This window comes from Pseudomonas sp. JV414, assembly GCF_032424305.1.
In the GTDB taxonomy this organism is placed as follows: Bacteria; Pseudomonadota; Gammaproteobacteria; order Pseudomonadales; family Pseudomonadaceae; genus Aquipseudomonas; species Aquipseudomonas lini.
Window position 1 is genome coordinate 197,449 of the sequence record NZ_VYKC01000004.1, and the last position, 14,758, is coordinate 212,206.

The 14,758-nt window shown below is 60.4% G+C and carries 12 protein-coding genes; 4 read left to right on the top strand and 8 right to left on the bottom strand.

Translation table 11 applies throughout. From position 1 onward, the window contains the following. Window positions 1-109 precede the first annotated feature (109 nt). The 5 genes from F6R97_RS08045 to F6R97_RS08065 form a co-directional block, all read right to left on the bottom strand. Complete coding sequence (locus tag F6R97_RS08045) at window positions 110-1,927, bottom strand: ABC transporter ATP-binding protein (protein WP_315866372.1); 1,818 nt, start codon at window positions 1,925-1,927, stop codon at window positions 110-112. Next, complete coding sequence (locus tag F6R97_RS08050) at window positions 1,920-2,522, bottom strand: DsbA family protein (RefSeq protein WP_173667543.1); 603 nt, start codon at window positions 2,520-2,522, stop codon at window positions 1,920-1,922. The genes F6R97_RS08045 and F6R97_RS08050 overlap by 8 nt, the downstream gene beginning before the upstream one ends. Window positions 2,523-2,561: 39 nt before the next feature. After that, entirely contained in the window at window positions 2,562-3,503 is a 942-nt protein-coding gene (locus tag F6R97_RS08055) for a rhodanese-related sulfurtransferase (RefSeq protein WP_048395873.1), read from the bottom strand. A 297-nt stretch (window positions 3,504-3,800) separates the two neighbouring features. Then, window positions 3,801-4,100, bottom strand: coding sequence for a BolA family protein (locus F6R97_RS08060; RefSeq protein ID WP_008005913.1), 300 nt, complete (start codon window positions 4,098-4,100; stop codon window positions 3,801-3,803). A 12-nt stretch (window positions 4,101-4,112) separates the two neighbouring features. Next, a complete protein-coding gene (locus F6R97_RS08065; RefSeq protein WP_038982146.1) occupies window positions 4,113-4,634 on the bottom strand; it encodes a DUF2059 domain-containing protein in 522 nt (173 codons plus the stop codon). 192 nt (window positions 4,635-4,826) lie between these two features. On the opposite strand from F6R97_RS08065, the gene F6R97_RS08070 reads away from it, so the two are divergent. After that, window positions 4,827-6,221 carry a class II fumarate hydratase gene (locus F6R97_RS08070; RefSeq protein ID WP_038982145.1) on the top strand — a complete coding sequence of 465 codons (1,395 nt, stop codon included), beginning with the start codon at window positions 4,827-4,829 and terminating at the stop codon, window positions 6,219-6,221. Between the two features lie 127 nt (window positions 6,222-6,348). Here F6R97_RS08070 and F6R97_RS08075 read toward each other — a convergent pair whose 3' ends face one another. Then, the gene (locus F6R97_RS08075; RefSeq protein ID WP_050682110.1) at window positions 6,349-7,308 is read right to left on the bottom strand and encodes a DMT family transporter; all 960 of its coding nucleotides are present in this window, start codon (window positions 7,306-7,308) and stop codon (window positions 6,349-6,351) included. A gap of 201 nt (window positions 7,309-7,509) precedes the next feature. On the opposite strand from F6R97_RS08075, the gene F6R97_RS08080 reads away from it, so the two are divergent. Continuing rightward, window positions 7,510-7,704, top strand: coding sequence for a DUF6316 family protein (locus tag F6R97_RS08080; protein ID WP_038982143.1), 195 nt, complete (start codon window positions 7,510-7,512; stop codon window positions 7,702-7,704). A 128-nt stretch (window positions 7,705-7,832) separates the two neighbouring features. Here F6R97_RS08080 and F6R97_RS08085 read toward each other — a convergent pair whose 3' ends face one another. Beyond that, entirely contained in the window at window positions 7,833-9,017 is a 1,185-nt protein-coding gene (locus F6R97_RS08085; protein ID WP_038982142.1) for a thiolase family protein, read from the bottom strand. A gap of 105 nt (window positions 9,018-9,122) precedes the next feature. Continuing rightward, a complete protein-coding gene (pap, locus tag F6R97_RS08090) occupies window positions 9,123-10,646 on the bottom strand; it encodes a polyphosphate:AMP phosphotransferase (protein ID WP_315866373.1) in 1,524 nt (507 codons plus the stop codon). Window positions 10,647-10,878: 232 nt separating this feature from the next. Between pap and mnmC the strand changes: the two genes are divergently transcribed. Beyond that, window positions 10,879-12,861 carry a bifunctional tRNA (5-methylaminomethyl-2-thiouridine)(34)-methyltransferase MnmD/FAD-dependent 5-carboxymethylaminomethyl-2-thiouridine(34) oxidoreductase MnmC gene (gene mnmC, locus F6R97_RS08095; protein WP_315866374.1) on the top strand — a complete coding sequence of 661 codons (1,983 nt, stop codon included), beginning with the start codon at window positions 10,879-10,881 and terminating at the stop codon, window positions 12,859-12,861. Between the two features lie 122 nt (window positions 12,862-12,983). Further along, window positions 12,984-14,756, top strand: coding sequence for an N-acetylglutaminylglutamine amidotransferase (locus tag F6R97_RS08100; RefSeq protein ID WP_038982139.1), 1,773 nt, complete (start codon window positions 12,984-12,986; stop codon window positions 14,754-14,756). The last annotated feature ends 2 nt before the right edge of the window (window positions 14,757-14,758 follow it).

A 14,758-nucleotide genomic window follows, 5' to 3' on the forward strand; every position in this document is an offset into this window, starting at 1 on the left:
GGAAACTCATGCTCAACAGCAGCATAGTCCCAGCGCTTCAGGGCTGGGCTTCATCCCCATGTGCTCATCCTTGCCGGGGAAAACGCCCTGAGCGTCCTGTGGCACTCATCTAGTGCTGCTGCAAATGCCCATAAAGCTTGGCGTACAACCCACCATCGGCAATCAATTGCTGATGGTCGCCATCCTCGGCAACTTGCCCGCCATCGAACACCAACACCCGGTCGGCCTGCTTCACGGCCGATAACCGGTGCGCAATGATCAGCGTGGTGCGGTTGCTCAAGAACCGCGCCAGTGCCTGGTGCAGGTTGTATTCGGTGGCTGCGTCCAGGGCGGACGTGGCCTCGTCGAGGATCACCACTTTGGGTTCGGCCAACACCATTCGCGCAATCGCCAGACGCTGACGCTGCCCGCCGGATAAACGCACACCGGAGCGCCCGACAATACTGTCCAGGCCATTGGGCAATTCACGCACCGTGTTGTGCAGTTGAGCAATTTCCAATGCCTGCCAGCAGGCTTCGTCGCTGCGTTCGCGGCCCATGGTCAGGTTGGCGCGCACGGTGTCGTTGAACAGTGCCGGATGCTGCAAGACCACGGCGACATTTTCACGCACGGTTTCCAGGCCGATCTCTTCCTGAGTCGAACCACCGAAACGAATAGTGCCGGCCAGTGGCGTGTACAAACCGAGCAGCAACTGCACCAGCGTGCTTTTCCCACCGCCGCTGGCGCCGACAATCGCGACTTTTTCACCGGGGGCAATCGACAGGTTCATTTGGTTCAACACCAACTCGTCGCCGTAGCCGAAACTCAATCCCTGAACTTCGATGCCCACCGTGTCGCGCCCCTGGAACGGGTCGACACTGCCGGTGTATTGCGGCTCGTCGGCACGGGCCAGCAACTCGTTGATTCGCGACAGCGCACCGCCGGCGGCGTAAAAGGCGTACTGCAGGTTGAGCAGTTGTTCCACCGGACCGATCATGAACCACAGGTAGCTGAACACGGCCAGCATCTGGCCGATGGACAGGTCGGAAAACAACACAGTGAGCATGGCCGCGGCACGGAAAATATCGATGCCGAACTGGAACAGCAAACCACTGGCGCGGTTCGATGCATCGGTTTTCCATTGCGAGCTCACTGCGTAATCGCGCACTTCACGCGCTCGCTGGCCAAGCCGGCCGAGGAAAAAACCCTGACGATTACCGGCGCGCACTTCCTGGATCGCATCCAGGGTTTCGGTCAAGGCCTGGGTGAAGCGCGAGGTGCTGTCGTTCTCGAGTTTTTTCAGGTGTTTGACCCGCTTGCCCAACTGCACCGTGGCATAGATCACCAGCGGGTTGAACAGCAGGATCAGCAGCGCGAGTTTCCAGTGCATCCACATCAGGATGGAGGCGGTGCCCACCAGCGTCAGCATGGCCACGAGGAAACGACTGAGGGTTTCGCCGACGAATTTGTCCAGCGTGTCCAGGTCGGTGACCAGGTGCGTAGTCACCGTGCCGCTGCCCAGGCTTTCGTATTCCCCCAGCGAGATGCACTTGAGCCGCTCGATCAACCGCAGCCGAATCCGATACACGATGTCTTTGGCCAGCGCCGCAAACAATTTCGCCTGCACAACGTTGAACAACAACGCCGCACAGCGCAGTGCCAATGTCACCAGCAGCATCAGGCCAATATAGCCCGCGGCTTTCTGCCAGACGTCGGGCAGCGCGTGGTTCATTATTTTCAGCGCAGCGTCGCCGTGGCCCAGCAGCACTTCGTCGACCAGCAATGGCAACAGCAAGGGGATCGGCACGCTGCACAGCGTTGCCAATACCGCGACGCCGTTGGCGATCCACAAGGATTTTTTATGGTGAAGGGCCAGGCGACGGATTTCTGCCCAGCTCAGACGGTCGACACGTGCAGGGGCTGGAACGTCGTCGGGCAGGTCATGCACAGGCAGCGCGCTCCAGCCAACGGCCGAGCAACGGTGACAACACACTCAGAGGCTGATACCCATTGGTCAGCAACGCCAATTGACCATCACGCTCTGCCAGCAAGGTCGGGAAACCGGCAATGCCCAGGTCCTGGACCCAGGTGAAATCGGCAGCGGTGGCTGCGTGCTGATCGGCACGGTCGAAGGCGGCAGCGAACTCGATGCGCGGCAAACCGGCCTGCTCTGCCAGCTCAACCAACACGCTGGCGTGGGTGACGTCGCGACCTTCGGCGTAGAACGCCTGCTGGATCAACCCGAGCAATTTCCACGCGCAATCCGGTGCCAGGCTGCGCGCCGTCACCAGCGCCCGACACGCCGGCTCGGTGTCGTAGACAAACCCGTCGGGCAGCGCGCCTTCAAACTTGAACGGTTGACCAGTAGCCTCGTGGACCGCCTGCCAGTGCTCAAGGATGTAGCGCCGGGTGGTCGGCTCCAGCGCCGAGCCACTGCCCGTGCGCAAACCGCCGACGACCAGATGCACGTCCACCCCCGCTGCCTGCGCCTGCTCGACCAGCGCGTTGGCCACCGGCGCAAAACCCCAGCACCAGGAACACATCGGGTCCATCACATAGAGCAGGCGACGTGCAGACATGGTTCAAGCCTCGGAAGGAGTTTGCTTGTAGTTGTAACCGATCGGGTGCGGCATGTTGCGCGCCTTGGCCAGTTCGATCTGCTTCTGCCGGTCGATGGCACTGCGACGGGTTTTCTCGCTCAGCTTATCCCAGCAATGCGGGCAACTGATGCCGGCCACATAATGCTCGGATGCACGGTCTTCCACGCTGATGGGCGTACGACAGGCATGACATTGATCGTAGTCGCCTTCGCTGAGGTCGTGGCGCACGGTCACGCGGTTATCGAACACGAAGCAGTCGCCCTGCCATTTGGTTTCTTCCTGCGGCACCTCTTCGAGGTACTTCAGGATGCCGCCCTTGAGGTGATAGACCTCGTCGAAACCCTGACTGAGCATGTAGCTCGAGGCCTTCTCGCAGCGAATACCGCCGGTGCAAAACATCGCGACTTTCTTGTGCACGGCCGGGTCGAAATTGGCTTTGATGTAGTCGGGGAATTCGCGAAAACTGGTGGTCTTCGGATCGATGGCGCCTTCGAAGGTGCCGATCGAGACTTCATAGTCGTTGCGGGTGTCGATCAGCAGTACTTCCGGATCGCTGATCAGTGCGTTCCAGTTCTGTGGATCCACGTAGGTGCCGACACTTTTATTCGGGTCCACGCCTTCGACGCCGAGGGTGACGATTTCTTTCTTGAGTTTGACTTTGGTGCGATAGAACGGCTGATCGTCGCAGTACGACTCTTTGTGGTCGATGTCGTCCATTCGTGGGTCGTTCTTGAGCCAGGCCATCAGCCCGTCGATGCCTTCGCGGCTGCCGGACACGGTGCCGTTGATGCCTTCTTCGGCGATCAGCAGCGTGCCTTTGATGCCGTTGTCGACCATTGCTTGCAGCAGCGGCTCGCGCAGGGTGACGTAATCTTCCAGGGTGACGAACTTATACAGTGCCGCCACGACAATCTGTTGTGTCATGGGTAATTCTCCAGGTGGCTACCCTCGTAAGGGGTGAACCGGATGCGAAAAAAAACGCGCCGGGTGAGCGGCGCGTTGCGGATTCTAGCAAAAATCGTATGGCTTTAGGATTGCGATCTTAAAGCTTGGCACAAACCATTGTGGCGAGGGGGCTTGCCCCCGTTGGGGCGCGAAGCGGCCCCTAAAAAACAGACGCCACCTCGTGTATCAGACAAATCGAGCGTGCCGGTTTTACGACTGCTTCGCAGCCGAACGGGGGCAAGCCCCCTCGCCACAACAGCCCTTCAGCGCTTCACATTAATGTTTGCTGCCGCCAGCACAGGTCGGCGAGGCCGGGGCCGCGTCGATCTGTGCCCATTCTTGCGGCGTGTAGGTATGCAGCGCCAACGCATGGAACTCGCCCATCAGTTCGCCCAAAGTGCCGTACACCTTCTGGTGACGCTTGACGCGATTGAGGCCCTCGAACTGCTGGCTGACCACCACCGCCTTGAAGTGGGTCTGCAACCCACGGCTGTGCATGTGGCTTTCATCCAGCACTTGCAGATGCTCGGGCTGTAGCAGCCCAAGCGTCGATTCGATGCGTTGTTGCATGGTCATCCCGAACTCCGCTTAAGGCTTTTTCTTGGCAGGAGCGGCGCCCTTAGGCTCCAGCTCGGCCGTCATGTCAGCCAGCAGTTTGTTGACCACAGGCACCGCGCTTTCCAGCTTGGCTTGAGTCATCTGGGCCGATTGCTGAGTCAGCTGCGGCATTTTTTCCAGGACTTTCTTGCCCAGTGGCGACTGGTAGAACGCAACCAGATCCTTGAGCTCGGATTCGCTGAAATTGGTGGTGTAAAGCTTGACCATGTCCGGCTTCAGCTTTTTCCAGCCAATGGCTTGATCCAGAGCGGCGTTAGCCTTGGCCTGGTAAGTTTCCAGAACGGCTTTTTTCGATTCAGGGGCTTTGGTCTGTTCAAAGCGCTGAGCGAACATTTGCTGCACTTGCATGTACACCGGAGTGCCCAATTTGTCAGCGTGCGCCAGGGTCAGGAAAGCTTCGGCACTGGCGTTGTGGCTGGCGGTATCGGCAAAAACCTGGCCGCTGGCGCAAACCAGTGCAACCGCGGTACAGATGGCACGAAGACGAGTCATCGAGTTTCCTTTTCTAGCAGGCGAGGCAAAACCTCAAGGGCGTCCATTCTGCACCTAAAAAAGTGTGTCACTCAACCCCAAGCCTTGTCGCGCCTGATTTAGAGGGGTTGAACGGTCAAATTCCAGACTGATGGAACCACAGCCGGTGATCAAGGCCTAAACTGCGCTATCAGACCTACAGGAGTGTGCATGATGAGCCGTATCGAAACCGACAGCCTGGGCCAGGTGGAAGTCCCGGATGACGCTTACTGGGGCGCTCAGACGCAACGCTCGCTGATCAACTTCGCCATCGGCAACGAACGCATGCCGCTGGCGGTGCTACACGCCCTGGCCCTGATCAAGAAAGCCGCGGCGCGCGTCAACGATCGCAATGGCGACCTGCCCGCCGACATCGCCCGGCTGATCGAACAGGCCGCCGACGAAGTGCTCGACGGCAACCATGACGAGCAGTTCCCGCTGGTGGTCTGGCAGACCGGCAGCGGTACCCAAAGCAATATGAACGTCAACGAAGTGATCGCCGGTCGCGCCAACGAACTGGCCGGCAACCCCCGCGGTGGCAAGGCCCCGGTACACCCCAACGATCACGTCAACCGCTCCCAGAGTTCCAACGATTGCTTCCCCACGGCCATGCACATCGCGACGGTTCAGGCGGTGCAGCAGCATTTGCTGCCGGCGATCAGCGAGTTGTCCGGCGGGTTGGCGGAGCTGTCCGCACGGCACATGAAACTGGTCAAGACCGGTCGTACCCATATGATGGACGCCACGCCAATTACCTTCGGCCAGGAACTCTCGGCGTTCATCGCGCAACTGGATTACGCCGAGCGGGCGATCCGCAGCGCGCTACCGGCCGTCTGTGAACTGGCTCAGGGCGGCACTGCGGTCGGCACCGGATTGAACTCGCCCCACGGTTTTGGCGAAGCGATCGCCTCCGAACTGGCCGCCCTCTCCGGCCTGCCGTTCGTTACGGCCCCCAATAAATTTGCCGCCCTGGCCGGCCACGAGCCGTTGGTCACCCTCTCCGGCGCACTGAAAACCCTTGCCGTGACCCTGATGAAAATCGCCAACGACCTGCGCCTGCTGGGCTCCGGGCCGCGAGCGGGGTTTGCCGAAGTGAAACTGCCGGCCAATGAGCCGGGCAGTTCGATCATGCCCGGCAAGGTCAACCCGACTCAGTGCGAAGCGCTGTCGATGCTGGCCTGTCAGGTATTGGGCAATGACGTTGCCATCGGTTTTGCCGCCAGTCAGGGCCACCTGCAATTGAACGTGTTCAAACCGGTGATCATCCACAACCTGCTGCAATCGATCCGCTTGCTGGGCGATGGCTGCAGTAACTTCCAGCAGCATTGCATCGCCGGGCTGGAACCGGATGCGCAAAAAATGGCCGAGCATCTGGAACAAGGTTTGATGCTGGTGACGGCGCTGAACCCGCACATCGGCTACGACAAATCGGCGGAGATTGCCAAGAAGGCTTACAGCGAGGGGCTGACCTTGCGCGAGGCGGCGTTGCAGCTGGGGTATCTGACGGATGAAGAGTTTGATGCCTGGGTGAGGCCGGAGGATATGTTGGAGGCCGGTGCCAAGGGCTGAGTTCTGTAGCGGACAGTCAGTCATCGCGGGCAAGCCCGCTCCCACAGGTTTTGGGTTGCTCACGGATACTGTGATCGACACAAAACCTGTGGGAGCGTGGCTTGCCCGCGAAGAACGATAACGCGGTCTAACTGGCCGCCATCCGCACCCGTCGAGCCCTGAGCCCGGCCACCAACGATGGCCCCAAAGCCACCAACGCCGACCCGAGCACCACCAACACCGCCCCGCCGTAACCCAGGCCATTGATCTGTTCGGCATGCACATACTCCGGCCATAACCACGCGGCCACGGCCACGGCGCCAAAGGTCACCAGCGGCGTGATCGCCAGCGTCGCACTGACCCGTGAGGCTTCCCAATGGGCCAGGGCTTCAGCGAAGGCGCCATAAGCGATCAGCGTGTTCAAACAGCACGCCAACAACAACCAGCCTTGCAGCGGACTCAATTGCAGCGCCTCCAGCGGATGCACCCATGGCGTCAGCAACAGCGCGCAGAACAGGTAAATCACCATCATCACCTGCAACGAATTCCACACCGTGAGCAACTGCTTCTGGCCCAAGGCATAGAAGGTCCAGACCGTGGACGCCAGCAGCACCATCAGCACACCGGCGGTGTAATCGGTCAGGGAGGTGAGCAACTCACTCAAGCGCTGATTGAAGAAGAGCGCAAAGCCGATCAGCAGCACCAACAGGCCAATCCCCTGCCCCACGCTAAACCGTTCCTTGAACACGAACAGACTGGCAATCAGCAACATGATCGGGCCCATTTGCACCACCAGTTGCGCGGTGCCGGGGCTGAGCAGGTTCAGGCCCATCAGGTACAGCACGTAGTTGCCGACCAGTCCGAGTACCGCCATCAACACCAGCCAGCCACCGCGCGGGCCGAGGACTTTACGACTCGGCAGGCGTTTGGTCGCCGCCAGATAAATGAACAGGCAACCGCCGGACACCAGCAGGCGAAACCAGGTCACCGTCACCGGGTCCATCACCAGCAGCACTTGCTTGAGCTTGATCGGCAGGATTCCCCACAGCAACGCAGTCAGCAAGGCCAGGCACAGCCCATAAACCCAGCGACCCGATGAAATATGCATGCTGACCCCAAAGCCGATTGGCGAAAACGGTCATTCTAGGCTCAGACCGGGGCGCGACACAGGGACAGTTGCCAACGGGCCGCGAATGAAACTGTGCAGGTCGCACCGTAAAGTTGACGATATGCCGTCGATCAGGTGGCCAGGCGCGACAAGTGGTTCATGCATAAGCTCATTGAAACTGTCATCCGCAGGAGATCGCTCATGTACGGCATGCGCGCCCAAGACAACGCCCCCGCCACCCACTTTCGTTGTGACCGGTTGTGTCGTGTGAATGGAGAGCTGTATTTCACCACACGGGAACTCACTTTGGAGGGGCCGTTTGAAAACCGGGAGGCAGCGGAGCGCGAGATTCACGCGTATATCGAGCGGATGCAGGTCATGAGCATGAGCGAATAAACCGCGCCGCCTGCATTCGCGAGCAAGCCCGCTCCCACATTTAACCGTGTCCAACGTTGGAACTCGGTCAAATGTGGGAGCGGGCTTGCTCGCGAATGCGGTTGATCAGGCTACAAAACACTTAAGGTCTAACGCACCGCCTCAAACAACCCCGTAGCCCCCATCCCGCCCCCCACGCACATGGTGACGATGCCGTAACGCAGGTTGCGCCGCTGCAGCTCACGCACGATGTGCCCGACCTGACGCGAACCGGTCATGCCGAACGGGTGGCCGATGGCAATCGAGCCGCCGTTGACGTTGTATTTGTCGTTGTCGATTTCCAGCCGATCGCGGCTGTACAGGCATTGCGAGGCGAACGCTTCGTTGAGCTCCCACAGATCAATGTCGGTAACCTGCAACCCCTTGGCCTTGAGCAACTTCGGCACCGAAAACACCGGGCCGATGCCCATCTCGTCCGGCTGGCACCCGGCCACGGCAAAACCGCGGAAGAAGGCTTTGGGCTTGAGCCCCAGCGCCAGAGCTTTCTCCAGGCTCATCACCAGGGTCATCGAAGCGCCGTCGGACAGTTGCGACGAGTTGCCGGCGGTCACTGAGCCGTCTTCGGCAAACACCGGTTTCAACCCGGCCAGGCTTTGCAGAGTCGTGTCCGGGCGATTGCAGTCGTCATGATCGACGATGCCGTCGAGGATCTGCACCTGGCCGGTGACCTTGTCCTCAACGCGATACTTCACCGCCATCGGCACGATTTCATCGTTGAACAACCCGGCGGCCTGAGCCAGCGCGGTACGCTGCTGACTTTGCAGAGCGTATAAATCCTGCTCTTGGCGACTGACATCGTAACGACGCGCGACGATCTCGGCGGTCTGGCCCATGGGGAAATAAATACCCGGCACCTGCTCTTTCAGCAGCGGGTTGATCAGGTTGTCGGTGTTGACGCTTTTCATGGTCAGGCTGATCGACTCGACGCCGCCAGCGACAATGATGTCGCTGCACCCCGAAGCGATCTGATTGGCGGCAATGGCGATGGCCTGTAAGCCCGACGAACAGAAGCGGTTAAGGGTCATGCCTCCCGTCCCGATGCCCAGGTGCGACAGCACCGCGACGTTGCGGCCAATGTTGAAGCCCTGGGCGCCTTCGTTGGAGCCGGCGCCGACGATGCAATCCTCGACGCTGGCCGGGTCGACGTCATTGCGCGTGAGCAGCGCATTGACACAGTGGGCCGCCATGTCGTCCGGACGGGTCATGTTGAACTTGCCGCGAAAGGATTTGGCCAGGCCGGTCCGTACGCTGTCGACGATCACCACTTCACGCATGGCATACACCTCATTGTTGTTGTCAGTCAGGAGTTGGACCGAGCATAAGTCCACCCCATGACCGACCGCGACAATCATTCACCCCGCGTATGCGTAGCCATCGGTTCAGCGCTTGCGCTTTTGCAGTTTCTTCTCGCGTTTGTCGGACTTTTCGAAGGCCTCTTCCAGCGCCTGGTTAATGGTGCGCAGGACCTTGACCCGTGCCCAGCGCTTGTCGTTGGCTTCCACCAGGGTCCAGGGCGATATCTCGGTGCTGGTTCGATCGACCATATCGCCGACAGCGGCGCGATAGTCGTCCCATTTGTCGCGATTGCGCCAGTCGTCTTCAGTGATTTTGAAGCGCTTGAAGGGGATCTCTTTGCGCTCCTGGAAACGCTCCATCTGAGTCTGTTTGTCGATGGCCAGCCAAAACTTGACCACGATCACTCCGGCATCGGCGATCTGCTCTTCAAAGTCGTTGATCTCGCCATAGGCGCGCATCCAGTCCGCCTTGCTGCAAAAGCCTTCGATGCGCTCCACCAACACCCGGCCATACCAGGAACGGTCGAACACAGTGAATTTTCCCCGGGCCGGAATATGCCGCCAGAACCGCCAGAGATACGGCTGCGCCCGTTCTTCCTCGGTGGGCGCGGCGATCGGCACGATGTCGTACTGGCGCGGGTCGAGCGCCGCGGCCACCCGCCGGATTGCCCCGCCCTTGCCTGCCGCGTCGTTGCCTTCGAACACCGCGATCAACGCGTGCCGACGCATGCGCTTGTCGCGCATCAGCCCGGAAAATCGTGCCTGCTCGGTAATCAGTTGCTCTTCGTAATCATCCTTGTCCAGCTGCAGGGTCAAGTCCAGGCTGTCGAGCAGATTCACTTTATCGACACTGGGGAACAAGGGCGCTGCACTGACTTTGTGCGGGTGAATCCTCGGTCTCTTCAGCGCGCTCTGCAGGCCCTCGAGCAAGATCTTGCCGACCGTCAGGCTCCGATAGCGCGCGTCCACGCCGGCGATCACATGCCACGGCGCATAGTCGCGGCTGGTGCGGCGCAGCACCCGTTCGCCGTACTTCACGAATTTGTCGTAGGTCGCGGATTGTTGCCAGTCCAGCGGGCTAATGCGCCAGCTGTGCAACGGGTCGTCGGCCAGCGCCTTGAGCCGCGCTTTCATTTGTTTTTTGGAGAGATGAAACCAGAACTTGAAGATCAGCGCGCCTTCGTCACACAGCATCTTCTCCAGCCGTTCGGCCCCGTTGATGCTTTGATCGAGTCGCGGATCCTTGAACAAACCATGAACCCGTCCCTGCAACATCTGGCTATACCAGTTGCCGAAGAAAATCCCCATGCGCCCCTTGGCCGGGAACATCCGCCAGTAGCGCCAGGCCGGCGGTCGCGCCAGTTCTTCGTCGGTCTGCTGGTCGAAGGTGCGGACCTCGATCGAGCGCGGGTCCATCCACTCATTGAGCAACTTGACCGTCTCGCCCTTGCCGGCCCCTTCGATGCCGTTGATCAAAATGATCACCGGAAAGCGCTGTTGCTGGCGAAGTTCGAACTGCGCTTCGAGCAAGGCTTCACGCAACGCTGGCACTTCGGCTTCATAGGTTTCTTTGTCGATGACATGACCGATTTCAGCAGATTCGAACATGGAGCGGCTCCTTCCAGGATTGAGCAAGACTAGCAGCAAAAAAGATCAAAAGATCGCAGCCTTCGGCAGCTCCTACAGGTGTACGTCGATCCCATGTAGGAGCTGCCGAAGGCTGCGATCTTTTGCGGTAACCCACCATTTTGAGCAGGCGGTTGGCTCGGTGCCTTGCCATGGATCAAGCGCCACTGCGGCGATCGGCTAGAATGGCCACCTTGCCGTTACCGAGCCTGCCATGAAACCTGTATTGCCCCACGCCCAGCTCGACTGGGACGACCAAGGTCGCCCGCGTTCGCGGGTGTTCGATGATGTGTATTTTTCCGACCTGTCGGGCCTTGAAGAAACCCGCTACGTGTTTCTGGAGCAAAACGTTTTGCGCGACCGCTTCGCCGCCTTGCCGGCGGGTGGTCGACTGGTGATTGGCGAGACCGGTTTCGGCACCGGGCTGAATTTTCTCTGTGCCTGGCAGTTGTTCGAACAGCACGCGGTGGCCGGTGCGCGACTGCATTTTGTCAGCGTCGAAAAATACCCGCTGAGCGCGCCCGATCTGCAACGAGCCTTGGCCTTATGGCCGGAGCTCAAGCCGTTTGCCGATCAATTGCTGGCGCAATACGTGGCGATCCATCAAGGCTTTCAGCGTCTGGTGCTGGACAACGGCCGCGTTACCCTGACCTTGCTGATCGGCGATGCACTTGAGCAGTTGCCGCAACTGGATGCGCAGATCGACGCCTGGTTTCTCGACGGTTTCGCTCCAGCGAGAAACCCCGACATGTGGACCGCCGAATTGTTTGCCGAATTGGCTCGCCTGGCGGCGCCCGGCTCGACCATCAGCACCTTCACCAGCACCGGCTGGGTGCGCCGCCTGCTGAACGCGGCGGGCTTCAAGATGAAGCGCACGCCAGGCATCGGCCACAAGTGGGAAATTCTGCGGGGCACGTTCCTCGGTTGGCCCGAAGAGACCGCTAAACCAGCCGCGACAAAACCATGGTTCGCTCGCCCACAACCGCTTACCGGCGAACGCCGCGCTTTGGTGATCGGCGCCGGTCTGGCCGGTTGCGCCAGTGCCGCCAGCCTCGCCGCGCGGGGTTGGCAAGTGAGTTTGCTGGACCGTCACGAAGCACTGGCGCAGGAAGCCTCGGGCAATCCTCAGGGCGTGCTGTACCTCAAGCTTTCGGCCCATGGCACGGCGTTATCGCAATTGATCGTCAGCGGTTTTGGCTACACCCGACGTCTGCTGGAACAGCTGCAACGTGGTGTCGACTGGGACGATTGCGGGGTCTTGCAACTGGCCTTCAATGCCAAGGAAGCCGAGCGTCAGGCGCAATTGGCCGCGGCCTTTTCACCGAGCCTGGTGCACCTGCTCGATCAATCCCAGGCCCAGGCCCGAGCCGGTATCGAACTGGCGCACGGCGGCTTGTTCTACCCTGAAGGTGGCTGGGTTCATCCGCCCGCGTTGTGCCAGTGGCAAGCGTCCTCCACGAACATCCAGTGGCTGCCCCATTGCGAGGTGCTGGAACTGCGCAAGGTCGATGATCAATGGCAGGCTTGGGATGGTGATGCACTGCTGGCTAGCGCGCCCGTGGTAATTCTGGCCGGCGCCGCCGAGATCAAGCGTTTTCCATACAGCGCCGACCTGCCCCTCAAACGCATTCGCGGGCAAATCACCCGGCTGGCGCAAACCCCTGAAAGCCAGAGCCTGGCGACCGTCGTCTGCGCTGAAGGTTATGTAGCACCCGCACGCCTGGGCGAACACACACTCGGCGCCAGCTTCGATTTCAAAAGCGATGAGCTGACCCCGACCGTCGCCGAACACCTCGGCAACCTGGCGTTGCTCGAGGAAATCTCCACTGATCTGGTCGCCCGTCTGCATGTTCCAGACCTGGACCCGCAACAGCTTGAAGGGCGCGCGGCCTTCCGCTGCACCAGCCCCGACTACTTGCCGATCGTCGGACCGTTGGCCGAACAGGCCGCCTTCGCCGAGGCCTATGTCGCGCTAAGCAAAGATGCCCGGCAAGTGCCCGATGTTCCCTGCCCATGGCTCGAGGGGTTTTACGTCAACAGCGGTCACGGTTCTCGCGGCTTGATCACCGCGCCACTGTCTGGCGAGCTGTTGGCGGCATGGCTTGAAAACGAGCCGTTGCCGCTGCCAAAAACAGTGGCCGAAGCCTGCCATCCCAACCGTTTTGCCTTGCGCCAGTTGATCCGCGGAAAAGCCTGACCCACAGCCTTATAACTTATCGGTCTAAAACTCCAGGGATTCACCTGGGTCAGTTTCTGAGTACCCGCCGTTTTTGGCGGGTATCGATTGACCCTCCCCAACGGAAAAACCGGTAAGGACTTATGTGCGGATTAGCTGGAGAATTACGTTTCGACCATCAACCTGCGGACCTCGCAGCCATTGAACGAATCACCCATCACCTGGCCCCTCGCGGCCCTGATGCGTGGGGCTTCCACAGCCAGGGGCCGATTGCCCTGGGCCATCGGCGCCTGAAAATCATGGACCTGTCGGACGGCTCGGCACAGCCGATGATCGACAACTCACTGGGCCTGTCCCTGGCCTTCAACGGCGCGATCTACAACTTCCCGGAACTGCGCACCGAACTGGAAAGCCTCGGTTACGCCTTCTATTCCGGCGGCGACACCGAAGTGCTGCTCAAGGGTTATCACGCCTGGGGCGAAGCCTTGTTGCCCAAACTCAACGGCATGTTCGCCTTCGCCATTTGGGAGCGCGACGCCAAGCGTTTGTTCATTGCCCGCGACCGTCTCGGCGTGAAGCCGTTGTATCTGTCGCGCACCGGTCAACGCCTGCGCTTTGCCTCGGCCCTGCCAGCATTGCTCAAGGGCGGCGACATCAACCCGATCCTCGACCCGGTGGCGCTCAATCATTATCTGAATTTCCACGCCGTGGTCCCGGCCCCGCGCACCTTGCTGGCGGGCATCGAAAAGCTGCCCCCGGCAAGCTGGATGCGCATCGAAGCAGACGGCACCACCGAGCAGAAAACCTGGTGGACCCTGCCCTACGGCCCAAATGCCGACGAACTGAACCTGACCCTCGAAGACTGGCGCGACCGTGTGCTCGACAGCACCCGTGATGCGGTGGCGATTCGTCAACGGGCGGCCGTGGATGTCGGCGTGCTGCTTTCCGGCGGTGTCGATTCGAGTCTGTTGGTAGGCCTGTTGCGCGAAGTCGGCGTTGAAAACCTGTCGACCTTCTCCATCGGTTTCCAGGATGCCGGCGGCGAGCGCGGTGACGAGTTTCAGTATTCGGACCTGATCGCCAAGCACTACGGCACCCAACATCACCAACTGCGCATCGACGAAAAAGAAATCATCGAGCAACTACCCGCGGCGTTCCGCGCCATGAGCGAGCCGATGGTCAGCCATGACTGTATCGCGTTCTATCTGCTGTCGCGCGAAGTGGCCAAGCACTGCAAGGTGGTGCAAAGCGGCCAAGGCGCGGACGAGTTGTTCGCCGGGTATCACTGGTATCCGCAAGTGGACGGTGCGAGCGATCCGTACGCGGCGTATCGCGATGCGTTTTTCGACCGCAGCTACGCCGACTACGCCGCCACGGTGCAGCCGAAATGGCTGACGGCCAACGACGCGGCCGGCGACTTCGTGAAGGAACATTTCGCTCAGCCCGGTGCCGACGCAGCCGTAGACAAAGCCCTGCGTCTGGACAGCACCGTGATGCTGGTGGATGACCCAGTCAAACGGGTCGACAACATGACCATGGCCTGGGGGCTGGAAGCGCGCACGCCGTTTCTCGACTATCGCCTGGTGGAATTGTCGGCGCGGGTGCCGGGCAAATTCAAACTGCCGGATGGCGGCAAGCAAGTCTTGAAAGAAGCGGCGCGGCTGGTCATTCCGAGTGAAGTGATCGACCGCAAAAAGGGTTACTTCCCGGTCCCCGGCCTCAAGCATTTGCAGGGCGACACGCTGAACTGGGTGCGTGAACTGCTGCTCGATCCGAGTCAGGATCGTGGCCTGTTCAACCCCGCCATGCTCGACCGCCTGCTGACCGATCCGCAAGGTCAACTGACCCCGTTGCGCGGCTCCAAGCTGTGGCAATTGGCAGCTCTGAACCTGTGGCTCAGTGAACAAGGAATCTGATC

Excerpts from the sequence above, each read along its gene's own strand:
- F6R97_RS08050 (WP_173667543.1), bottom strand. The coding sequence starts at position 2,522 with ATGTGTTCCTGGTGCTGGGGTTTTGCGCCGGTGGCCAACGCGCTGGTC.
- F6R97_RS08055 (WP_048395873.1), bottom strand. The coding sequence starts at position 3,503 with ATGACACAACAGATTGTCGTGGCGGCACTGTATAAGTTCGTCACCCTG.
- F6R97_RS08060 (WP_008005913.1), bottom strand. The coding sequence starts at position 4,100 with ATGACCATGCAACAACGCATCGAATCGACGCTTGGGCTGCTACAGCCC.
- F6R97_RS08065 (WP_038982146.1), bottom strand. The coding sequence starts at position 4,634 with ATGACTCGTCTTCGTGCCATCTGTACCGCGGTTGCACTGGTTTGCGCC.
- F6R97_RS08070 (WP_038982145.1), top strand. The coding sequence starts at position 4,827 with ATGAGCCGTATCGAAACCGACAGCCTGGGCCAGGTGGAAGTCCCGGAT.
- F6R97_RS08075 (WP_050682110.1), bottom strand. The coding sequence starts at position 7,308 with ATGCATATTTCATCGGGTCGCTGGGTTTATGGGCTGTGCCTGGCCTTG.
- F6R97_RS08080 (WP_038982143.1), top strand. The coding sequence starts at position 7,510 with ATGTACGGCATGCGCGCCCAAGACAACGCCCCCGCCACCCACTTTCGT.
- F6R97_RS08085 (WP_038982142.1), bottom strand. The coding sequence starts at position 9,017 with ATGCGTGAAGTGGTGATCGTCGACAGCGTACGGACCGGCCTGGCCAAA.
- pap (WP_315866373.1), bottom strand. The coding sequence starts at position 10,646 with ATGTTCGAATCTGCTGAAATCGGTCATGTCATCGACAAAGAAACCTAT.
- mnmC (WP_315866374.1), top strand. The coding sequence starts at position 10,879 with ATGAAACCTGTATTGCCCCACGCCCAGCTCGACTGGGACGACCAAGGT.
- F6R97_RS08100 (WP_038982139.1), top strand. The coding sequence starts at position 12,984 with ATGTGCGGATTAGCTGGAGAATTACGTTTCGACCATCAACCTGCGGAC.